The sequence below is a fragment of the Paraburkholderia sp. SARCC-3016 genome (genome assembly GCF_031119615.1).
Classification (GTDB): domain Bacteria; phylum Pseudomonadota; class Gammaproteobacteria; order Burkholderiales; family Burkholderiaceae; genus Paraburkholderia.
Genome location: NZ_JAVHZD010000040.1, coordinates 35,051 through 55,758, shown reverse-complemented (window position 1 = coordinate 55,758; position 20,708 = coordinate 35,051). Strand labels below are relative to the sequence as shown.

Here is a 20,708-nt window from a genome sequence, read left to right as displayed (position 1 = left end):
CATGTCCGACACCAGTCGTGCGCAGGCACTGAGGAAGCTGCTCGTCTCGCGTTATTCGTATCTGGCCAAGCGGCTCGAGCGCATAACCGGTTCGAAGGACGGCGCGGCCGATGCGTTGCATGAAACATGGCTGCGGCTCGAAAGCGCGAACATTGCCGCGCCGGTTGCGAACGCGGATGCCTATCTGCTCGGTATGGCCAATAACGTCGTGATCGATCAGCATCGTCGCGAGCGCCGTCACGAGCACGACGAAGACGATGTCGAGCTGTTGCTCGAACTGCCCGATGAACTTGCGGACCCGGAACGGATCGTAGCTGCACGCCGCAAGGTCGAAGCGCTGAAGGATATTCTGCGCGGTTTGACGCCGCGGCGCCGCGCGATTCTGCTGGCCGCCCGCGTGGAAGGCCAGCTGAACCGCGAAATTGCCGAGGAATTCGGCATTTCGCTGCGGCTCGTCGAAAGCGAATTGAGTGCGGCGATGAAGTATTGCCTGAAGCGCATGCAGGAAGCCGGCGATCCGTATGCGGGATCGACTGCCGGCCCAAGGAAATTTTGAGCACGTGAGCGACGAACCAAGCGCGATGAACAAAGCCGATGCCGATACCGCGACTGACGTCCATGCACAAGCGAGTGCGTGGCTCGTCCGTTTGCGCTCCGGCGACGCGAGCGAAGACGAGAAGCAGGCGTTCGCGCAGTGGTGCGAGACGAATCCTCAAACCGCGCAACTGTTGCGCGGCACATGGACGTCGCTGCGCAGCGCGGCTGCGGAAATTGCCGAGGAAGAGCGCGCAAACGGTAGCGCGTGGCGCGGCCATGCCGGCCATCGTTCGGCGCATCCGCTGCGGCCCGGCCGTCGAGCGTTTGTCGGCTTCGCGATCGCGGCCGGCGCCTCATGGCTCGCAATCAGGCCGCCGATGCAGTTGTGGCCCGCGCTCGGCGACTTCGCGGCCGACTGGCGCACGGGCACCGGCGAGCAGCGCCGCGTGGTGCTGTCGGAACGCGTGGCCATCGAAATGAATACGCAGACGCGCATGGACCGGCTGCACACGCAGGACACGATGCATGGCGTCGAGCTCGTCGCGGGCGAAGCCGAGATCGTCGCTGCGCAGCCGCCGGCCGGTTATGCGGGACCGGTGCGCACGATTGCGGTCGTTGCGGGCAAGGGCAGGATGCAGGCACAGGTCGCGCGCTTCGATATCAGGCGTTTGAACGGACAGGTGTGCGTCACATGCATCTCGGGTACGGTCGCCTTCGAGCATCCGCGCAGGCGCCTGATGTTGCAGCCCTCGCAGCAGATCGTCTATGACGACCGCAATGTGCATACGGTGTCGGACGTCGATCCGTCCATCATTACGTCGTGGCGCCGCGGCGTGCTTGTCTTCAACGGCGCGCCTTTGTCGCAGGTGGTCGACGAGATCAACCGCTACCGGCCCGGCAAGATCATTCTGCGCAATGCGGCGCTCGGCGAAAACCGCATCCAGGCGCAATTTCCGATTGCAAGGCTCGACGACGTGGTCGGCATGCTAGGCAAGCTCTACGGCGCGCATATCACGCAGCTGCCTGGCAATATCGTCCTGCTGAGCTAGTCGCGATTCCCCCCGCCTGTCGAAAGCTGCCGGCACGGTATCCGCTGAAAAGTCTGCGGGTTTTGCCGCGAGCTTTCGACCTTGTCTATGTAGGCTGCTCTCTACACGCGTTCACGATGAACGGCGCGATTCTTCCTCATTGCTGTCCGTAGCGGGCGGCAAGGACCGCGCGTCCGCGCTTGCCGCAGGCTGCGCCGCACGGGGTGCGCCGTGCCACGCGGCGTCGAGCGGATCGTCGACGCTTTCGTAGGGTTTGAGCAGAAATGGAAAACGCTCGGCGAGCGCGGCGCTTTTACGCAAGGCGACGATCTCGCCGATCATCCAGTGCAGCAGGTCGCTGCCGTCGTGAATCTGAGAGAGCGTCCAGGCGGGCATGGTGGAAAAGAGCGCGAAGACGCCGCTCCACCGCGAAGCGCGCCCGTTGGACGATGGACGCAAATAGGTCTTGAGATGGAAGTCGCCGTTGTCGATCACGTCGCCCACGAAGAGGCCGTTCGCGGTCGGCACGACAGCCTGCTTCCATTGTTCGAGCTGGGCAAGCGCGCGCAGCGTGCGCGCGAATACGAATGCAGCGCCGGTTTCGCGCTCGATACCGTCGAGCGACATCACGCCGTTGCGCTGCATGCAGCGTGCAACCGCATGCGGTTTGATGGCCGTCGACGAGAAACTCGTCAGTACGAGATCCGGTACGGTGACTTGCAGCTGGAATTCGCGCAGGCCGTGTTCGGCACTCATTGTCGCGAAGTTGACGTAGAGGCCTTCGCTGTTGCCGAACGAGCCGACGTACGGCTCGAGGCCGAGACGCTCGAGCTTCGGCGCGACCTGATGCGAGAGCATGCGCATCAGTGAACGGCGCGTCGGCGCACCCGTGAAGTCGTCGAGGCTTTTCGTGACGATCTCGGTAAGCTTGCCGCGGCGTTCGTCGGCAAACATACGCGGCGAGCGGTTCAGTTCGAATTTCGCGCGGCCGTGCGCCACGCGTGAGTCGACGAACATGAAGGTTCCTCCGGGATGGTTCGCTCAGCAGGATGCTGAGTCGCTGAAAACGAATCGTCAATGGTGGTCAATCAGCAGGGCCGGCGGTGCCGCTGATGAGTGGGCAATTCAGGCAACGTGAAACAGGCAGTGTCAGTGTATTCGCATGCTTCACCGGACCAAGACGAGGCGATAACGTGATACGCGCAGTGATGCAACGCTTTGTTGAGCATAGCCCGATGACCTTGATGGCGCGCCTGATGCTGCAATGCGCGCTCGACGCGCAGTGGGTAGCCGACCTGTTCGAACAGGTCGACGTGCGCGCCAGCCTGCAATTGCGCGAGTCGCTGTTCAGCACGACTGTCGAGGTGATGTCGACGCTGTCGGCCCGATTGCGTCGCCCGTCGGGCGATGCGGCGCGCGTGCCGCACGTACCGCGTGAGTGGCCGGCGTCGATCACCACGCTGCATGACCGGATCAGCCGCACGCGTTCGGGCTGGGGCCGCGCGCTCGTGCGCGCCAGCGCGCAACGTTTGTGCGCGCTGGCGCAGCCGCCGCAGCGCGCGATGCCGGCGACCGTGCACGGTTATCGCATGCGCGTCCTGCATGGCAGCCACTTGCCGGCGGGGACGAAATGCGCGCCTGGGACGGACGGTTGCGCGCCGGTTGCGACGCCGCTGAACGCGCTGCGTGGCGCCGCGCTGGCCGCGCAATCGCTGATTGTCTACGACCCCGATCTCGCAATGATTGTCGATCTCGTGCCGTGCGAACGCGACGACATGCATGAACGCGCGATCACGGGTTCGCTGCTCGATGCGGTGCAGCCCGGCGAGCTATGGATTGTCGACCGGCGCTTCAGCACGCGCGCGATTCTCAATGGCTGGCCGCGCCGCTGTAGCGCCTTTATCGTCCAGGAGCACGGTTGCACGCCCGAGCATCGCGAACTCGATCGCCTCGTCGAAAAAGGGCGCATCGAAAGCGGCGTCGTATACGAGCAGCCAGTGAGCATTGCCGATGAACTCGGTGCATCGATCGTGTTCAGGCGCATCGAGTTGCGGCTCCATCGCAGCAATGGAGATGGCGAACGCGTGATTCGCATTCTGACGAATGTGCCGGTGGCGCAGCTCGACGCACAGGAAATTGCGCGTCTGTCGTGCCGTCCCTGGAGCGCCACGCTGCCGGTGCCGCTCGAGCCTGTCTTCAACGGCGAAATGATGTCGGCGGGGCCGCCGCGCGCCGCGTTGCTGACATTCGGCGTGGCCGCGTTTGCATATAACGTGTTGAGCGCGATCGTGCGTGTGGTCGAGGCGCAGCAGGAATTGAACGAACGTGAATTCGAACGTCTGCCATCGCATGTGGCGTCGGGCATCACCGCGACTTACGCGGGGATGATGGTCGCGTTCGGCGAAGAGCATTGGCAGCGCTACGACCGGATGACGCCGCATGAGCTTGCACCGCTTGTCGATGCAATCGCCGCGCATGTCGATTCGCGCAGCATGCGCAAGCAGCAGCGCGAAGCGAAAGTGCCGGCCGTCACTGCGCAGACGATGTGTGCGGCAACTGTCGACATATTGATGGGTTCCGAACGGCACAAGGTCGAGCTCGATACCGAGCCGCTTGCCGAGCAGCGCGCGGTGGCGATGGCGACGCGCGACTTCAGCAGCAATCCGTCGAAGGCATTGCGCGATGCGGTCGAAGCGCCCGTGATGGTCACGAAATACGGGCAGGCGATTGCGTTTCTGATTTCCGTCGAAGAGTGGAACCGGATGAAGTCGGAGATTCGCGAGAGCAGTCTCGACCGGCTTGCGCTCGGCGGATATGCGAACGCGGCAAGCGAATTGCGCGAACCGCCGCGCAAGACATCGATGAATTGAGTTGGCTGGCTGAGCGGTGGTCAGGTTCGGGGTTACGTCGTCACGCGATGCACCCAGACGACCGAGGTCCATGCGAAATCTCCGATGCCGTAGCGTGCGATCAGCGTATCGATGCGCGTATTGATACGCGCCGAGTGGATCCGGCAGTGCACGATGAAATAGCCGCTGTTCACGTCGATCAGCGCGCCTTCCGCTAGCGTGGCGACCGCTTGTTGCGGAGGGGCCAGCAGGACCGGAACTTCGGCGGTGCTGACAAAATACGCGGTATTGCGACGTTCGACGATCGCGTGCGCCTGAGCTGCGGTTATGCCGGGAATCGCGGCCACCAGCGTTGGTTCGGGCGCGGTGTTGACGTTGATTCTCGTGATGTCGGGCAGTACCGTGACGAATGGCGTCAGCGCTCGGACGATTGCTGCGTCGTAGCCGGGAATACGACGCAGGTCCGCGGCGCAGACAAGTTGCAGCGGCCAGTTTTCGGTGCCGGTGCCGTCGCGCAACGAGCGCAGGATGTAGTCGGCCGTCGGTTGCGCGAGCGCCGGGTCGAACGACAGCGCGGCAAGCAGCCGGCTATAGGCGGCTAGACCGTTCGCGTCGATGCGCCACGGTTGCGAAGGCCCGGGACGCGAAACGAGGTCGGCGAGATTGAACTTCGCTTGCGCGTCTTCGACCTGGCCGGAGATCCATGCGTTCGCGAGTTCGCCGTTGACTGCGATCGCATCGCGCGGCAGCAGATTCGACAACTGTACGTCGTTGACGGGCGCCGACCATTGCTGGCCGATGAATGCGACGTTCGACGTCGAGCTCTGCGCGCGCAGCGTGGCGCGCGCCCATTCGACGGCCGCGCGTTCGACCCACATCGTTTCGGTCGCGAGACGCTGGTTCTCGACGTCGCGGGTCGCGACGCGCTGACGCCAGAGCACGCTTGCCGCAAGCGTTGCCGCGAGCGCGACCACAAGCAGCACGGTGACGATCGCAATGCCGCGTTCATGCTTGAGCGATTGCTCGTGCGTACGTGAAGAAATGGTATCGGCGAGTCGATTCATGGCCGGCTCCGGTCGATCGGATGCGTTGATGAACGCCGCCTTGAAAAGGAAACGCAGGCTGGCTTCACAGATGATAGAGGCTGCTGTTTTGCTTTAGCGTGACAAACGTTGCTGACAGAATGCTACGGAACAATTCGCAAAAAAATGACACCTCGGGCGGCTATGATGTCGCGATAAACAGGTCGCCCGCTGGGCTGCATGCAGGCCCGCAAGCGCAACTGCACATGCTTGTTTGCCGACGAACATTCCAGATAACTGGCGATTCCCGCTTCGCCGTCGACAACCTGTTCTTTATCGCCAGCGCGTCATGACCGTGGACAATGAGCTTCACCCGCTCGACGAACGCTATATCGAAGCCTATGGCTTGCGCGACGGTGCCGCTGCGGGCGATACGGAGGGCGGCACGATACGCTGTCCGCTTTGCTCGGGCGAATGGGTGCCGACCCATCATCAGCGGCGCGGCCATCGCTACTACAAGCATCGCCGCGACGACGACACCGCGCGCTGTCCGCTGACTACGACCAACTATCAGCTCGAGCGCTTCGAGATCGGTGCGCACGTGCCCGACCTTCATGCGGCGCGCGCGCATCGCGCGCAGTTTCTGTTCAACTGGAAGCGGCATTTCCGTATTGCGCGACATACGGCGCCGGCGCTTACGCTCGAACGTTTTACCGCGCTTGTCAAATACGCGGACGTGATGAATCTGTGGGCATATCCCCTGCTCGATCAACGCGATCTGCCTTACGTGCTGCTCGTGCTGGCCGGGTTTATGGCCGAGCATCGGAAGGGCGACGTGACGCTGTGGACGCGCTTCTGGCTCGACGGACGGTTTCGGTCCGCGAACGATTTGTGGCGTGGCGGCGCGCCCGATGCGCGCTTATACCGCGTGATCTATCGCGATGCAGTGCGCACGCCGTTTCCGACGAGCGCGGAGATTATTCGTTGGGAGAGAGTCGAGCGCGTCGGCCGGATCGCGGATCTCACGTTACGCGGCGTGGGGCGTGCCGAGATGCGCACATTCGAGCAGTTTCTCGAAGGCGATAAGGCCGTTGAGGAAGAGTAAAGGCGCTATGGCGTCGAAGCCTGCGGCTTCAGTTCCAAAGGCTGTGCATCGATCCTGATGCGAAACAGCGTATAAGGCTTCTTGCGCAGATCGCGGCCATGATTGAACTGCGCCTGGCGGTTGAGCTGATTCGCCGTGAAATACAGATAACCGTCCGTGCCGATCGACAACGCATCGGGCCACAGAATGCGCGGGTCGTGCGCAATCGTGACCCATGTGCCGTCGGGCAGCATCTTGCGGATGCTGTTGCGCTCGTAATCGCCCGCATAGACCGCGCCGTCGGCGTCGGACGCGAGGCCGTCCGATGCGCCTTTTTCTCCGAGGTCGCGCACGCTCGCTTCGACTTCGCCGTCATCGGCATTGCGGTCGCGCAGAAACCGCGTCGCGACCGAATACAGATGCCGGCTCGACAGGGGCGAGAAGTAGAGAATGTTGCCGTCCGCCGACAACGCGAGGCCGTCCGCTGCGAAATGCGTCGGTACCGGCTTGCCGCCGGGACCGTCCTCGGTCATTTCGATGCCTTCGACAACGGGAATGAATGCCGGGTCGCCCTGCGTGGCCGGATGCGCTTCCAGGGTCCGCCATGCGTCGCCGCTCGCGAGATCGACGACGATAATGCCGCCCGGACCCGTCGGCGAAGAATCGGACAGATACGCAATGCCTTCCTTGCCGTAGCGAAAATCGAAGCGCACATCGTCGATATACGACATCGGCAGCAACACGTTCGGCTTGAAGACGATGGTCTTCACCACTTTGTCCGTCGCGAGATCGACGGCGACGAGTTTTGCGCCGCCTTGCACGGGCGGCGCGAATTTCGGCGCGGCCGTATCGAGTATCCACAGACGGTCGCGATAATCGGCAACGATGTTCTGTACGCTAAGCAGCGTCGTTCCCGGATGCATCGGGTCCGGCCGATTGATGCGCGCATTCGGATACGGCACCACGTGCCCGTCGACAATCTCGCCGACCGTGAACGGCACGTCGTCGCCCCAGCGCGGATAGTTGACGAACAGGCGCCCGTTCGGCGCTTTCGCGACACCGGACGGCATTGCACCATAGAACTCGTGGACGGGCTCGATATGGCCGATCGAGCGTTCCTGCGGCAGCGCCAGGACATCGTCGTGCGTGGCGGTTTGCGCGTGTGCGAGGCCCACGCAAACGGCGAGCGCAGCGGCGCTTACGGCTGCCGCCGCTGCTGCATAGCTGCCGAAGGTCATGCGGCACCCTCCTCGATGCGGGTTCGATCGCGTTCGGTGTCCGGGCTCAGACACGAGCTCAGACACGCGCTTAAGCACGCGCTTCGGCTTTGTGCTTTACGCGCATGCGAACGCTTCAAGGCTCGATTGAATCAGGTCGCCGCTTTGCGCCTTGTCGCAGATGCATGCTCCGACTCCGCTCTGCAATACCCGGCGAAAATGGAAAGCCGCGTACGGGCTGGCGAGCAGCCCTCGACGTTTTGCTGTGTATGGCATGCGCCAACACCGCGCGCCGAAGTGTTGTCGCCGACAAAACGTTTTACCGCCGCCGACACGTCTGGAGAATTCCCGCACCCGGGCGCAGATGCCCGCCGCGCAACGCTTCGCTTCAAACCGGCAACGCTTCGCCCGTTTTTTGCAGATGCATGGCCACAGGCGCAGTGCCTGTCAGTCAATTGCGTTGCAATGGAGTCGGGAAATGTGGATCGATCAAGTCAGTCCGGTTTTGCGGCAGAAGGGCAAAACCTTTGTTCAGCGTTTACTCGCGGGCGGCACAGCCGTTGCGATCGTGCTCGCGGTTGCCGGCGGCGCAGCGCTTTGGCACGAAGAGCGCGCGGCCTCTATCGAAGCGTCGTCGGACATGTCGCTGCGCGACCAGGTGTGGGACGGCCGTGTCGGCACGGCTGTGGCGGGCGATCACGCGGGCGGTATCTACGCTGTCGTCGATGCGTTCTCCGGCAGCGAGGAAGCGATCGTGAGCGCGATTCGCGGCTGTAATGAAGAACGCAGCAAGCTTCAGTGAGCCGCTGCATCGACATCCTGTGCTCTCGCGCGCGTTCCGGTGCCTCGGAATAAACATCAGCGCCAAGCGTTTAAAAGAAGGCCGGGCGGGACGTCCTCGTCCGCACGCGTACGCAAGAGGATCCATCGATGTCCAGGCTGAACAATCAGAAAGCTAACGGGATTGCCGGGAGGCGCGAATGACGGTTCGCGCGGCGATCGTAGGCATGGGCAGATGGGGGCAACGGCTCGCGCTCTCGCTGCAGGGAAGCGGCAAGATTCAATTCGTGGCCGGTGTGACGCGACGCGTCGGCCGGGCGCAGGAATTCGCCGATACGCACGGCATTCCGCTTACGAGTCACTATGACGACGTGATCTCGAATCCCGCGATCGACGCGGTCGTGCTCGCGACGCCGCATAGGCAGCACGCGCAGCAGGTGCTTGCCGCCGTGGCCGCCGGAAAACATGTGCTTTGCGAAAAACCGTTCACGCTCGATCGCGTGTCGGCTGCGCGATGCATCGAAGCGGCGCAGGCGGCCGGCGTCGTGCTCGCGGTCGGCATGAATCGCCGGTTTTTGCCAGCCGTTCGCGATCTGATGGCGCGCGCGCGTTCAGGCGATCTCGGCACATTGCTGCACGTCGAAGCGAACTATTCGGCCAACGCGATCGGCTTTTATCCCGCTGGATCGTGGCGTCTCGATCCAGCGGAAGTACCGTGCGGTGGCCTGATGGGCCTCGGCATCCATATGCTCGACTCGATGATCGAAATGCTCGGGCCCGTGCAAAGCGTAGTAGCCGTATCGTCGAGCCGGATGATATCCGAAATCGACGACGTGACGGCGGTGCTGCTCGAGTTCGCTTCGGGCGCGAGCGCCTCGCTGTCGACAATGCTCGCGACGCCGATGATCTGGCGCCTGCACGCGTTCGGTTCCGCGGCACACGCGGAATTGCGCGGCATCGCGCGGCTAGAGGTGACGCGGCGCAACGATTCGCCTGCGCAGGTGTTCGACTACGCGCCGGTCGATATCGAGCGCATCGAGCTCGAAGCGTTCGCCGATGCCGTGAAGGGCTACGCGCCGTTTCCCGTGCCGCTTGACGATGCGTACCATGTCGTTGCCGTATGCGAAGCGATCGTGCGGTCTGCGGCGACCGGCGAGCGCGTCGAGCTTGATCCGGTGCTCGCCGTTAGCTAAGTTAGCGCTGCGAGTGTGCCTCTTTGCGCGCCGCGCGATGTGAGAGGTGCGACGCTCGCAGCCAGCATTTTCCGTTCGATGCGACCCATGTACTCCGATGTGTTCGATGTGTCCGATGCCATGAAGAAGATAGTGAAGATCGCGGCCGGATTCGCATTGTGTTGCGCGAGTCTCGGTATCGGCATTCAGGCCTTTGCCGATGCACCTGCGCTAGTGGTGAAGAGCAGCGACGGCGAACGCAGCTTTACCGCTAGCGAATTGCTCGGAAGACCGGACAACAAACGCGTGAATCTGACCGGTACCGTGAGCGGCGATATCTATCGGCACGAGGTCGAATATCGCGCGGTGCCGGTGCTGGCGTTGCTCGGCAATCATCCCGAGGCGCACTTCGATACGGTCGAGGTGCAGGCCACCGACGGTTTCGTCAGCGAGATTCCGCTGACGCTCGTTCAACGCGGTGCGAAAAACGGTGCTATCGCATGGCTTGCGGTGGAAGACCCGGCGCACCCGTGGCCCGCGCTGCCGAAGGAAACCGCGTCTGCAGGGCCGTTCTATCTGATCTGGCAATTCCCGGAGCGTTCGGGCGTGAGCCGCGAGCAATGGCCGTATAAAGTGGCGCGCATTTCGCTCGCCGAAAGCCCCGATCATCGCTGGCCTCAGCTTGCCGTGCCCGCGGCGTTTGCGGGCGATGCCGGCGTCAAGCGCGGTCACGACGTATTCGTCGTGCAATGCATTGCGTGTCACAAGATGAACGGCGGCGGCGCCGGCAATGTCGGCCCCGATCTCGGCCAGCCGATGAACGTCACGCAATACTTCAAGGACGCAGGCTTGCGCGCGCTGATTCGCGATCCGCACAAGGTGCGAACTTGGCCCGAGCAGCGCATGATCGGCTTCGGGCCTTCGGTGATCCCGGATGCCGATATCGAGGCGCTGCTGAAATACCTGCACGCGATGGCGAGCGCGAAGCAGTAGACTCACTCTCCGCTTTTTTCTCCCTTCCTCTCCTTTCGATTCTTCCCTCGACGCGACGAACCGGCGCCCGCAAAGGCGCCGCGTCGCGCGTGTTGCCACGTTCCTTGTGTAAATTGCATGGAAGCCAAAGCTGGTATGCACGGCACGCCATGAGCCCGAATAGCATTCACCGGCTTACTCTCGAGCGCCTTAAAACGTTCGAAGCGCGTCAAGCATCAAAAATACGTGAAACACGCGACTGCGAACGGGCGACGTCTGGGCACCGGACATAACAACAAGCAACCTGTTTGCAACGGAGATAAGCAATGCAGCCGTGGTACAGCACGATGGCGCCTACCCAGCGCCGCACTTTCTGGGCCTGCTTTCTTGGCTGGGTGCTCGATGCAATGGACGTCCAGCTGTTCGCCTTCGTGCGAGCGCACGGAAGATTTCCGGCTGCATTCGAACGCGCGCAGCATGCAGGTGTGGCCGCGTTGATCGAACTGCGCATGGATCCGCGGCAGATTACGCCGGTCGCGCGTTTGAACGGCGGCTAGGTGCTGCTGGCGTCGAGCGTTCGCTTCGAGCTTCAGCGCGGGCATGTTCAGCCTGCCCTGGACCGGCGCGGCTCCTGCGCGCCGGCGCCCTCGCGCAGCGTGGCGCCCGGCCACGCACCGCTGTTGACGAGTTCCGCGGCCTGCGCGCGAATCATATGCGCGACGTCCCACAGCCCATCCGGTATGACGCGATTCTGCGGCCATGCGAGCGCGACATCGCGCTTGATCACCGGGTTTTGCAGCGGATAGCAGTTGAGCCGTTTGGCCGCGACTTCCTCGATGACGGAGGCCGAGGGCAACACCGTGCACCCGCAATGCGCGAGCACGAGCCGCTTGGTGATCGAAATCGAGCCATCGCATTCGAGCGCAATGTTTGGTGTGAAGCCATGCTTTGCCGCGACCGTTTCGACCATCACGCGCAAGCCATGATGCGTGCTCGGCAGGATCAGCGGCACCTGCGCGAGAAGGTGCACGTCGACCGGCCCTTCGGGGTGCGCGAAATCGGGTGGCGTGACGAGGCAGACCTGCTCGGACATCAGCGGATCGAACTGCGTCGAGCCCGGATACTCGGGCACATACATGATCGCAAGATCGACCTCGCCGTCGGCAAGCCAGCCGAGAATATGACTCGCGAGGCCCTCGATAAACCGGATGCGCGTGTTCGGATAGCGTGCCTTGAGCGTATGGCCGAGACTGCCGAACATGATGCGTGCGATGGTCGGCTGGGCGGCGATGCACAGGCTCGCGGGACCGAGGCCGACGGTGCTGCGCATCGCATCGCGTGCTTCGTGCAGCGTGCGTTCGAGCGCCGTCGCGTAGCCGAGCAGCTGTTCGCCGTGTTCGGTCAGCCAGACGCCGCGGCCGCTGCGCCGAAAGAGCCGCACGCCGAGCTCCGCTTCGAGCATGCCGATGCGGCGGCTCACGGTCGACTGGTTCGCACCGAGTTCCATCGCCGCGCGGGAGATGCTGCCGGTTCTGGCGACGCGCGCGAACAGTTCGAGGTCGTCGGAATTCACGCGCGTCACCGCACCGGCGGCATATGCGCGTTCAGCACCGCGACCGCGCTTTCGAGCGCGCCATTGCCGATCGGCACGTTCATCAGGCGTAGCGTTGCTTCGACGCCTGCGAGGCAGCCGAGAATCATCGCCTCGTTGATGTCGCCGAGATGCCCGATGCGAAACGCCTTGCCGCTGTGCGGTCCGAGACCGCCCGCGAGCGCGACCTGAAAGCGCTCGCGCGCGATCGTATAGATCTCGGCCGGGTCAATGCCTTCGCGCACGCCGATCGCGGTGATCGACGCGGAGCGCGCGGCCGGATCCTTCGTCATCAGCCACAGCGCGCCGTGCTCGCCCCATCGTTCGACGGCAGCATGGACCGCGCGCGAGATGCGCAAATGCCGCGCAAACACCGCGTCGTACCCTTCGCGTTCGATCAGCTGCAGCGATACCTCGAGACCTATCAGATGGCTTTCGGGAGGCGTGCCGCAGAATTTGCGGTAGCCGAGCGGGCTCTTGCGCAAATTCCAGTTCCAGTACACGCGCGGCGTCGGATTATCGCGCGCGACGTTCAGCGCCTTTTCGTCGACGGCGGTAAAGGACATGCCCGGCGGCAGCATCAATGCCTTTTGCGAGGCGCCGATCGCGACGTTGACGCCCCACGCGTCCATCTCGAACGGTGTTGCGGCAAGCGATGCGACGACGTCGACGACGAGTAGCGCCGGATGCTGCGCGCGGTCGATTGCCTGCCGCACCGCGCGGATGTCGCTCGTCACGCCCGTCGACGTATCGGTCTGCACGGCGAAGACTGCGACGATTTCATGCGATTTGTCCGCGCGCAATGCGGCTTCGACGAGGCTTGGATCGATCGGCGCGCCGGCTCGCGCTTCGGTGCGGATCGCATACGCGCCGCAGCCTTCCGCGGCCTGTGCCCAGGTTTCGCTGAAATGTCCGCTGCCGGCGACGAGCACCTTGCTGCCGGGCGGCAGCAGATTGACGATCGCGGCTTCCCACGCGCCGTGGCCGTTCGCGGCGTACATCATGACGTCCGCGTGCTTCGTGCCGAGCAGCCGTTGCAGCCCGCGCTCGCAATTTTCGATTACGGCAGTGAGGCGCGGATCGTTCAGATCGAATGGCTGCGCGCTCATCGCGTTGCGCACGAGGTCGGGTACGTGTGTGGGTCCAGGCGTGTGCAGAAGTTTGATGCCGACTGTCGTTGGGAGATTCGGGTTCATGGGCGCGGATCGGTTCTGTTTTAATGAGGTTGGCGCGCGCATGATTATGCCTGGCACGGCGACCCGGGCGGCGTGGCGCGCGGGTTCGCCGCCGGATTCAGGCTTCGCCGCGCAGTTTTGCGAGCGTGCCCATGAACAATTGTACCGATGCCTGGATGTACATTGGATCGAAGCCGAGAAACAGATCGTTCACACCGAGACGTATCGCTTCGGCCGCCTGCTCGGGCGTGATCGCGAATGAAGTCAGGCGCGGGCGTTTGGCCTTGATTTTGCGCATCACTTCTTCGATTGTTTTCCGCACTTCGGGATGGTTCGGGCCGTCGCTGTAACCCATATTCACGGAGAGATCGAACGGCGCCGGAATGGCGCCGGCCACGCCTTCGAGGTCCAGAATCGCATCGAGGTCGCGCACCGCGCCTGGATGCTCGATCAGCATATAGACGTGCGTTTCGGCATTCGCGCGCTTCGCGTAGTCGAGCATATTGGTTTGCCATTGGTATTGCGTGCGGAACGGGCCCCAGCCGCGGATGCCCTGCGGCGGATATTTGGCGTAGGACACGGCATCTTGAGCGTCCTTGAGGCAGGTGATCATCGGCACGACGATGGCTTTTGCGCCGCTGTCGAGCGCGAGCTTGATCTGGGCGGCGTCGTTGTGCGTGACGCGAATCCACGCTTCGGCGGGGGTGCCGATCGTCGCGGTGACCATTCTGTAAGCGGTCTCGATCGAGATCGGGCCATGTTCCATGTCGATCAGCACATAGTCGAAACCGGCACGCGCGAACATTTGCACCAATTCGGGGGACGGCGACGTGACGCCGATTCCTAGCGTCACGCCTTCAGGTTTTTGCAGCGGGTTGGAGAGGTAAGCCGACGGGTTGGCTGGGCTTTGTTGCATCGGGTAGCTCCTCTTGCTTGAATGGAAGTCGGGATCGGTCGGGCCGCGCAGATCGAGCGGCACGGATTGGGCGGCGTACGGCCGCTCGTTGCCTATTCCTGATAACACGCGAGTCGGCCAAAATAGTCCGTGCAAAAGTGCGCGAAGCGTGTGCGAGCTTGCACTGCAAGCGGCGCTCGAGCTTAGGTAGTGCTATCTGACAGGTAACATCTATTCGGGGAGGTGTGCGGTGAAGGTCGTTCTTGCCTATATCGAGGAGCCGCCGTTTGGCTGGACCAACCCGGATCAGTCGGCGACAGGCGCCGATATCGAACTGGCGGACTCGGTTTTGCGAGCAATCGGCGTCACACATGTCGAACATCGGCTGACAACGTTTGCCGAACTGCTGCCCGGTGTTCAGAGCGGGCGTTGGGATATGAATGTTCCGCTGTTCGTTACGCCCGAACGTCTCGCGAAGGTGGAGTTCAGCATACCGGTATGGGCGATCGGCGACGGATTTCTCGTGCGTAGCGGCAATCCCAAGGCATTGTATAGCTACGAGTCCATCGCTCAACGCTCCGACGCTCGGCTCGGTGTGATAGTCGGGCAGGTCCAGCACGGGTCCGCGCAAGCCAAAGGTGTACGTGATGTACAGATTCTACTTTTCGAACAGCAGGCGCAGGCTGTTGCAGCGCTGGAGTCAGGTGAAATCGATGCATATGCCAGCACCGCGCTCGGCAACCGGATCGTCGCCGAACGTATCGGTCTTACGCGCGTCGAAGCAGTCGCACATGAGTCGGCCTTGGGTGACGGTAAAAGTGCGCCGGTCGGAGCGTTTTCATTCAGAAAGGAAAATCGCGCTTTAGTCGACGCGGTGAACAGACAGTTGCGCGTTCATCTCGGTTCTGCCAAGCATCGGCAGAGCATGGCGCGATTCGGTTTGAGCGAGCGCGAGATAGATCCTGTGTTGCGATAGCCTCGCGTGATGTGACCGCAACGCAGCGACGCGACGTTACGGCTGTCTGGCCTCGAACATCTGCTGAACAAACGCCCCCATCGATGCGAGCGCCTGGTTCCCGGCATCGAGCTGTTGATAAAACAGGCTCCACGCGTGAATCATGTCGGGCCAGATATCGAGCACCACGCGCACGTCGGCTTGCGCCGCGTGGCGTGCGAGCCGCACCGAATCGTCGAGCAGCGTTTCCGCGGTGCCGACGTGAATCAGCAACGGTGGAAGGCCGCTCAGGTCTCCATACAACGGAGACGCGAGCGGCATGCGTGCGTCCGCTCCGTTCAGATAGGACGCGGCCGCTTCGAGCAGATACGGTTTCTGTATCAGCGGATCCACATCTGCCTTCGAATCCATCGAATCGCCGGTCATTTCCAGATCGGTCCACGGCGAACTCAACCACGCGCATGACGGGAGCGGCACACCCATTTGCCGCAGCGAGATCAGCATCGCGAGCGCAAGTCCACCGCCCGCACTTTCGCCGGCTAGTGCGATGTTCTCCGGCATATATCCTCGCGAGAGCAGAAAGCCGTATGCGGTCAACGCGTCTTCGAGCGCGGCGGGGAACGGATGCTCGGGGGCGAGCCGGTAATCGGGTGCAAGCGTACGGGCGCGCGTCACGCGCCCGACCTCCGCGACCAGATGCCGATGTGTGGCGATGCCGCCTGAGATATAGGCGCCGCCGTGCAGGAACAGGACAACTCGTGTGGGGTCGGCCGCAGGTGTCGACGTCCATTCGGCCGGAACGCCATCGGCGTTCTCGGCTTCGATATGCGCATCAGCTGGGATCGCGTAGCGGCTGACGAGCGAGAGCAGGCGTGTGCGCCGTTCGGCAAGACCGGTAGGGCGCGGCGCAGAGGCCAGCAATTCGCGAATGCATTCGATCTGCGGATTGGCCATGTTCGCTCTCCTGAGAGATGCACATTAGCGAAATGGTAATGCAAAGCAGTCGTTCTTCAATGCACGGGAATGTGCGGCCGGTCACTTGTGATGCAACGTTTATAGAATCGCGCGCGCGAAGAGTGCACGGCGATTTTCGTACTGCATTTCAATACGCACCATTCGTCTGAAGGGGTATACCCCTTCTTCATTTGCGGCATGAAGCTTCGTCTAACAGTCATCAGAAGGGAAACTAAACTACGCAGTGAATCCTTGCTTTCGCATTCTTTGCGCGACGGCCCGTCGCGACGGCCCGTCGCATTTCTTTATTCGCTTTTATCACGGCCTGCGTGTGACTTTCATAAGCACGCGAAGGGCAGATCGTTCAACGCGTCTCCTTCAGGAGGAGATCAACATGCAACATGCTAGCGGAAGTGATGCATTGTTTTTGCCCGTGTGGATTGCCGCGACATTCGGCACATTTGGTGTTCCGGGAACGGCGATGGCCGGGTCCGCCGAAGCCGGAACGGTGGAAGTCGCGCGCGCGCCGATACCGTGCGGTTCGCAAGACGTCGCCGGGAGTGGTCCGTTGACGCTATATATCCAGCCTCCGGCCGGGAGGACCATGCGACTTACCTATTCGGTTAACGATGGCTGGCGCGCGAATATGACTCGCGGCGCGACGGCTCAGATGGCCGATGCGGCGTATTCAGTTGCTTCACAAACCGAGCCGGAATCGGAAGCGGGCCAGCCGATGACTGTGTTTATCGACGGTCCGACCGGGTACACCTACTTCTGGACACCGGAGATCGGCTGGAAATTCGTCGGTCGCGTAACTGACAGAATTCAATGAGCGCTGTTATGCGGGGGCTGTTTTAACGGACTGCATGCGGGCATTGCGCGGCGCCACGCCGCATATTCAAGGGTGCGGCGTCAGTGCGACGACGAAGTCGAGGAAGGCGCGTGTCTTCGCGGGCACGTGATGTCTCGACGGATGATAGGCATAAAGTGGAAAGCGCTCGTCCGACCAGTCCGGAAAGAGATTGATCAGCTTGCCTTCGCGAATCAGCGGCTCTGCGACGAGCAGCAGCATCTGGGCGATGCCGAAGCCGGCCACGCATGCGCTGAGCAACGCGCTGGGTTCGTTGACGGTGAGGCGTCCGTTCGTCGGCACGACGAGTTGTTTGCGCTTGCGGTGAAATTCCCAGGCGTAGGGCCTGCCGGTCTCCGGGTTGCGAAACTCGAGGCACCGATGGGTTTGCTCGCTCAACGCTTGTGGATTTGCGGGACGTCCGTGTTGCTCAAGGTACGCGGGCGCCGCGACTGTGACCACCGGTGTTTCAAGCAGCTTGCGCGCGACGAGGCTCGAGCTGCGCGGTTCGCCGAATCGCAATGCGAGGTCGAAGCCATCGGCGATCAGATCGCCGAGGTGGTCGCGCGCAATGAATTCGAGTTCGAGATCAGGGTGTGCGTCCATGAACGCTTCTAGTGGCGGCGCGAGAACGCTGCGCGAAATGACGGGGTCGAGATTGATGCGCAGCTTGCCTCGAACGGATACGGCGTTTCCCGCCGCCGCCGCCGCGGCTTCCTCCATTCCGCGCAGGTGCGGCATGACCTGCTCGTAAAAGCGGCGGCCTTCATCGGTGAGCGAAACGGAGCGCGTCGTGCGATTGAAGAGCCGTATTTTCAGCCTCTTTTCGAGGCGGGCTATCGCGCGGCTTACGCCTGGCGGCGACATCTCGAGCAATTCGGATGCGGCCGCGAACGTTCCCGTATCGACGACGGCGGCAAATACGCCAATCCCGCTGGACAGATTTTCGCTGCTCGATTTCATATGGTCGGGACTCCGATGCGGATTGCAATCTCAACGAGGGATCTCAACACGCTACCTCGACGCGCGACCTCGACGTGACGAATGAACAGCGATTCTACACACCGTGGCCACCAGCTTGACCCGATCCGATCATACGGAAGCACACGAAGCGCTTAGCATAGACGCTTAAGCTAAACGACGGCCACGGAGCCATCATGCCGAAAGCTCTTCCTCCCGACCTCTCCAACGATGCAGGGCCCGGAACGTAGTTGGCGAGGCATTATCCGCGCGGAACGCGGATTGACCCGCGTTCGCACTCGTGGGCGCAGGTGCTGTATGCGGTCTCCGGCGTGATGTGGGTCGAAGTCGGGCAGGAAGCGCTCGTCGTGCCGCCGCAGCGCGCCGTGTGGCTGCCACCTGAGTCCACGCATTCGATCCGGCAGGTTCGAGCCGCCGCTGATCGCGCAGTCGTCCCCGCTTGCCGATGCGAAGGCCGCTTACCGGGCCGTTGCGCAGGGAACGCGCGGCCATGTGGTGCTGCAGATGTAAAGGGGCGATGTCTACGTCAAAAGACTGGAGGTTAACGGCGTGAAAGCCTATCTCGTTTCGCTCGCGGTCGGCATGCTGGTGGGGTTGATCTATAACTTGCTCGACGTGAAATCGCCAGCGCCTTCGACCATCGCACTGGTGGGCCTGTTCGGCATGCTGACCGGCGAGCACGCGATTGCGTTCGTGCGGCACGTTATGACGCAGATTGCCCGTTGATTCATGCGGCGGCCTCTTTACGAGGGCCGCCGTGACGCTTGCAAGGCATGACGTGACGACGCAGCGCGGTCCGCTACGCTCACGCGTTTCCGTTCGTCCCCACGTGCTGCTCGAGCCACGCAAGAAGCTCGCGATTGACGAACGACGGGTTTTCGAGACAAGAGATATGGCCGGCGCCGGGAACCAGCACATGGCGGCAACCGATTGTCTCGGCCATGCGGATCGCCTCCGACGGCGGCCGCGGAATATCGAGTTCCCCGCACATCACCAGTGTGGTCGCGGCGTCGAGCGCGGACAGGCGCGCGACTTCATCGGGGCGGCCGAAGGTCAGCCGCCCGAGCGGCGCGATCGACTGCCGGATCTGGTCTGCTGAGAACGCCGCGAGCGAACGCTTGAACGATACGATAAGGTCGCCGTCGGGCGGCGTGCCACGATGGAAAAACAATGGTGCGACCGCGTCGATGATCGGCGCGGGTATGTGCCCGAGCGATTCGATCGTGCTGATGATCTGCGTGTATTGCGCGAGCGTCGCGGCGGGTTCGGCGCCGCGGTCCGAGTCCATGATGACCAGCGCCTTCACGCGCTCCGGTTCGCGCAACGCAAGTTCGGATCCCCACATTCCACCGACCGACAAGCCGATCACCGCGCACTGGCCGATATGAAGCGCGTCTAGCAGCTCGCTTGCCTGCGCGGCGAGATCGCCGAAGCTGCGCGTGCTTTCGGGCATCGGTCCCGATTGGCCATGGCCCCACAGCTCGGGCACGATGACTCGATACTTTTGCGACAGCGCTTCGATTTGCGGCTGCCACATCGCCGAGTCCCACAAGTAACTGTGTCCAAGCAGTACCGGAAAACCGCTGCCTTGAATCCGATAATGCAACTGCTGTCCTGCGATGGTAATGAATGGCATGTCGATAGGGGCGTGACGGATGTGAGTCGAAAGTCAGATTCGAGCGGCGGAAATTCTGCCTGAAAAGCGTGTTGACGAAAAGTTAAAAAGAAAACGTAAGCTCGCCGGGCGTGGTTCGTTTGCGTGCGTTCGAGCGGTCGACTGCTATCGATCGATGTCCGGAAATGCCGGCTGAATCCGTTGTCTTTACGATGCACCATATGCCGATGCATTTGATCAGGTTTGAGGTTATCGAAGTGTTGGTTATCGAATAAAGTGATTGTAAGATTATATTCAAAAAAATCATAACCGTATGCGAAATTAAATCTCTTTTACCTGCAATTCAAAATAACGGGTATCGCCTGATTAGGCGCAATTTCAAATTTGAATGACATTCAATCTACTGGCACTTCTAAAGCCTGGTCCGGTTGTTATAGGAGCTATTCGCGTTGTATTTAGCGCGTAACAATCCGAACCAATTTGAGAAAGGCCATGGAAGCTCAACAGAAGGCGTTAAAAACAGGATTCGTCGAAATGGCCGTAGCGGTCTGTATCGGCTTTACCGCAAATACGGCAGCGGCAGCACTGGGTGACTTTCCCTTGACGGGCGCCGATCCTCACGTGGCCTCCAGTGTCATGGGAGCGGCCCGGGTGGCGAGGGCAGCGATGGCCTTGCAGGCCGACGCCGCAACCGCTTCGGCAAATGCACTGTACAGCGTGAACGTCGTCACACTGAATTCGGGCACCGTTGTGCGCGAATTCGTCGCGACGTCCAGCCAGAAGGTATTCGCGCTTATCTGGAATGGTCCGCGCACGCCGGATTATGCAGACATCCTCGGCGCCTATTCGGAACGCTATTTGAGGCCTTCGGGCGCCGACGCAATCCATGTCGGTGGTTTGAGCCAACGAAGCCTCAGTTCGCCGGATCTGGTCGTGCAGTCGATGGGTCATCCCGGCCGATTCAGTGGCTCCGCATATCTTCCGCGCGAAATTCCGGCCGGCGTTTCCCTTTCCGAACTTCAATAATCGAG

General features: G+C 62.1%; 22 protein-coding genes. 13 read left to right on the top strand and 9 right to left on the bottom strand.

Annotated elements, in window-relative coordinates:
* Nucleotide 1 precedes the first annotated feature (1 nt).
* Nucleotides 2–556 (top strand): RNA polymerase sigma factor, encoded by a 555-nt coding sequence (locus QYH69_RS30945; protein WP_308835479.1) that lies wholly within the window; start codon nucleotides 2–4, stop codon nucleotides 554–556.
* 4 nt (nucleotides 557–560) lie between these two features.
* A complete protein-coding gene (locus tag QYH69_RS30940) occupies nucleotides 561–1,586 on the top strand; it encodes a DUF4880 domain-containing protein (protein WP_308835478.1) in 1,026 nt (341 codons plus the stop codon).
* A 111-nt stretch (nucleotides 1,587–1,697) separates the two neighbouring features.
* Here QYH69_RS30940 and QYH69_RS30935 read toward each other — a convergent pair whose 3' ends face one another.
* Nucleotides 1,698–2,582 (bottom strand): hypothetical protein, encoded by an 885-nt coding sequence (locus tag QYH69_RS30935; RefSeq protein WP_308835477.1) that lies wholly within the window; start codon nucleotides 2,580–2,582, stop codon nucleotides 1,698–1,700.
* A 191-nt stretch (nucleotides 2,583–2,773) separates the two neighbouring features.
* Here QYH69_RS30935 and QYH69_RS30930 point away from each other — a divergent pair, with 191 nt between their 5' ends.
* On the top strand, nucleotides 2,774–4,435 hold the full coding sequence (locus tag QYH69_RS30930; protein WP_308835476.1) for a type II toxin-antitoxin system Phd/YefM family antitoxin: 1,662 nt from the start codon (nucleotides 2,774–2,776) through the stop codon (nucleotides 4,433–4,435).
* A gap of 32 nt (nucleotides 4,436–4,467) precedes the next feature.
* Here QYH69_RS30930 and gspK read toward each other — a convergent pair whose 3' ends face one another.
* Nucleotides 4,468–5,478, bottom strand: coding sequence for a type II secretion system minor pseudopilin GspK (gene gspK / locus QYH69_RS30925; protein WP_308835475.1), 1,011 nt, complete (start codon nucleotides 5,476–5,478; stop codon nucleotides 4,468–4,470).
* Between the two features lie 307 nt (nucleotides 5,479–5,785).
* On the opposite strand from gspK, the gene QYH69_RS30920 reads away from it, so the two are divergent.
* Nucleotides 5,786–6,541, top strand: a complete 756-nt coding sequence (locus tag QYH69_RS30920) for a hypothetical protein (protein WP_308835474.1) — start codon at nucleotides 5,786–5,788, stop codon at nucleotides 6,539–6,541.
* Between the two features lie 5 nt (nucleotides 6,542–6,546).
* Here QYH69_RS30920 and QYH69_RS30915 read toward each other — a convergent pair whose 3' ends face one another.
* On the bottom strand, nucleotides 6,547–7,758 hold the full coding sequence (locus tag QYH69_RS30915) for an L-dopachrome tautomerase-related protein (protein ID WP_308835473.1): 1,212 nt from the start codon (nucleotides 7,756–7,758) through the stop codon (nucleotides 6,547–6,549).
* 457 nt (nucleotides 7,759–8,215) lie between these two features.
* Here QYH69_RS30915 and QYH69_RS30910 point away from each other — a divergent pair, with 457 nt between their 5' ends.
* From QYH69_RS30910 to QYH69_RS30895, 4 genes are all read left to right on the top strand, one after another.
* Nucleotides 8,216–8,539 (top strand): hypothetical protein, encoded by a 324-nt coding sequence (locus QYH69_RS30910; protein WP_308835472.1) that lies wholly within the window; start codon nucleotides 8,216–8,218, stop codon nucleotides 8,537–8,539.
* A gap of 178 nt (nucleotides 8,540–8,717) precedes the next feature.
* Nucleotides 8,718–9,710, top strand: coding sequence for a Gfo/Idh/MocA family oxidoreductase (locus QYH69_RS30905; protein ID WP_308835471.1), 993 nt, complete (start codon nucleotides 8,718–8,720; stop codon nucleotides 9,708–9,710).
* An 87-nt stretch (nucleotides 9,711–9,797) separates the two neighbouring features.
* On the top strand, nucleotides 9,798–10,682 hold the full coding sequence (locus QYH69_RS30900) for a cytochrome c (RefSeq protein ID WP_308835470.1): 885 nt from the start codon (nucleotides 9,798–9,800) through the stop codon (nucleotides 10,680–10,682).
* Between the two features lie 305 nt (nucleotides 10,683–10,987).
* Complete coding sequence (locus QYH69_RS30895; protein ID WP_308835469.1) at nucleotides 10,988–11,218, top strand: hypothetical protein; 231 nt, start codon at nucleotides 10,988–10,990, stop codon at nucleotides 11,216–11,218.
* Between the two features lie 47 nt (nucleotides 11,219–11,265).
* Here QYH69_RS30895 and QYH69_RS30890 read toward each other — a convergent pair whose 3' ends face one another.
* From QYH69_RS30890 to QYH69_RS30880, 3 genes are all read right to left on the bottom strand, one after another.
* Entirely contained in the window at nucleotides 11,266–12,234 is a 969-nt protein-coding gene (locus tag QYH69_RS30890; protein WP_308835468.1) for a LysR family transcriptional regulator, read from the bottom strand.
* A 5-nt stretch (nucleotides 12,235–12,239) separates the two neighbouring features.
* On the bottom strand, nucleotides 12,240–13,448 hold the full coding sequence (locus tag QYH69_RS30885) for an aminotransferase class V-fold PLP-dependent enzyme (protein WP_308835467.1): 1,209 nt from the start codon (nucleotides 13,446–13,448) through the stop codon (nucleotides 12,240–12,242).
* 97 nt (nucleotides 13,449–13,545) lie between these two features.
* Nucleotides 13,546–14,343 carry an aldolase/citrate lyase family protein gene (locus tag QYH69_RS30880; protein WP_308835466.1) on the bottom strand — a complete coding sequence of 266 codons (798 nt, stop codon included), beginning with the start codon at nucleotides 14,341–14,343 and terminating at the stop codon, nucleotides 13,546–13,548.
* A gap of 229 nt (nucleotides 14,344–14,572) precedes the next feature.
* On the opposite strand from QYH69_RS30880, the gene QYH69_RS30875 reads away from it, so the two are divergent.
* Nucleotides 14,573–15,298 carry a transporter substrate-binding domain-containing protein gene (locus QYH69_RS30875; RefSeq protein ID WP_308835465.1) on the top strand — a complete coding sequence of 242 codons (726 nt, stop codon included), beginning with the start codon at nucleotides 14,573–14,575 and terminating at the stop codon, nucleotides 15,296–15,298.
* A 36-nt stretch (nucleotides 15,299–15,334) separates the two neighbouring features.
* Here the strand turns inward: QYH69_RS30875 and QYH69_RS30870 are convergent, their stop codons facing one another.
* Nucleotides 15,335–16,231: an alpha/beta hydrolase gene (locus QYH69_RS30870; protein WP_308835464.1), complete on the bottom strand. Its 897-nt coding sequence runs from the start codon at nucleotides 16,229–16,231 to the stop codon at nucleotides 15,335–15,337.
* A gap of 244 nt (nucleotides 16,232–16,475) precedes the next feature.
* On the opposite strand from QYH69_RS30870, the gene QYH69_RS30865 reads away from it, so the two are divergent.
* Complete coding sequence (locus tag QYH69_RS30865) at nucleotides 16,476–17,063, top strand: hypothetical protein (protein WP_308835463.1); 588 nt, start codon at nucleotides 16,476–16,478, stop codon at nucleotides 17,061–17,063.
* Between the two features lie 66 nt (nucleotides 17,064–17,129).
* Here the strand turns inward: QYH69_RS30865 and QYH69_RS30860 are convergent, their stop codons facing one another.
* The gene (locus tag QYH69_RS30860; protein ID WP_308835462.1) at nucleotides 17,130–18,044 is read right to left on the bottom strand and encodes a LysR family transcriptional regulator; all 915 of its coding nucleotides are present in this window, start codon (nucleotides 18,042–18,044) and stop codon (nucleotides 17,130–17,132) included.
* 248 nt (nucleotides 18,045–18,292) lie between these two features.
* Here QYH69_RS30860 and QYH69_RS30855 point away from each other — a divergent pair, with 248 nt between their 5' ends.
* Nucleotides 18,293–18,607 carry an AraC family ligand binding domain-containing protein gene (locus tag QYH69_RS30855; RefSeq protein ID WP_374992532.1) on the top strand — a complete coding sequence of 105 codons (315 nt, stop codon included), beginning with the start codon at nucleotides 18,293–18,295 and terminating at the stop codon, nucleotides 18,605–18,607.
* Nucleotides 18,608–18,611: 4 nt separating this feature from the next.
* On the top strand, nucleotides 18,612–18,788 hold the full coding sequence (locus QYH69_RS30850) for a DUF1427 family protein (RefSeq protein ID WP_308835461.1): 177 nt from the start codon (nucleotides 18,612–18,614) through the stop codon (nucleotides 18,786–18,788).
* Between the two features lie 79 nt (nucleotides 18,789–18,867).
* Here QYH69_RS30850 and QYH69_RS30845 read toward each other — a convergent pair whose 3' ends face one another.
* Nucleotides 18,868–19,698 (bottom strand): alpha/beta fold hydrolase, encoded by an 831-nt coding sequence (locus tag QYH69_RS30845; RefSeq protein ID WP_308835460.1) that lies wholly within the window; start codon nucleotides 19,696–19,698, stop codon nucleotides 18,868–18,870.
* Nucleotides 19,699–20,169: 471 nt separating this feature from the next.
* On the opposite strand from QYH69_RS30845, the gene QYH69_RS30840 reads away from it, so the two are divergent.
* Nucleotides 20,170–20,703 (top strand): DUF2844 domain-containing protein, encoded by a 534-nt coding sequence (locus QYH69_RS30840; RefSeq protein WP_308835459.1) that lies wholly within the window; start codon nucleotides 20,170–20,172, stop codon nucleotides 20,701–20,703.
* The last annotated feature ends 5 nt before the right edge of the window (nucleotides 20,704–20,708 follow it).